Source organism: Xanthomonas sp. SHU 199 (assembly GCF_000364665.1).
GTDB classification, from domain to species: domain Bacteria; phylum Pseudomonadota; class Gammaproteobacteria; order Xanthomonadales; family Xanthomonadaceae; genus Xanthomonas_A; species Xanthomonas_A sontii.
Window position 1 is genome coordinate 1 of record NZ_AQOI01000774.1, and the last position, 361, is coordinate 361.

The window sequence follows — 361 nt, forward strand, 5'->3', positions numbered from 1 at the left end:
CGCCAGCGTGGCTGGCCGCCATCGCGCCGGAACAGCAGGTGCCGGCGGTGCGTTCGGCCTTCGTCATGGGCCTGTTGACCCAGCTCGGCAACCCGCAGACCGCGCTGGTGTTCGCCGGCCTGTTCGCCGCGCTGCTGCCGGCGCAGCGCGTGCCCGCCGAGTACGTGGCGCTGCCGCTGTTGGCCTTCGCCATCGATGCGGCCTGGTTCGCGCTGGTGGCCGGGTTGCTGTCGGCACCGGCGCCGCGGCGCTGGTGGCTGCGCGCGCGGCGGCCGCTGGACCGGCTCAGTGCGGTGCTGATGAGTGGCCTGGGCCTGCGCCTGCTGTGGCGGGCGGTGTAGCCGCAAGCGCAGGCGGGTCG

Annotated in this window: 1 protein-coding gene; it reads left to right on the forward strand. The window is 75.3% G+C overall.

Features of this window, described 5'->3' with window-relative positions; genetic code table 11:
- Positions 1-341 (forward strand): LysE family translocator (locus D183_RS0121330; RefSeq protein ID WP_017910785.1); only part of this gene is annotated, 341 nt, incomplete at its 5' end.
- Positions 342-361 lie beyond the last annotated feature (20 nt).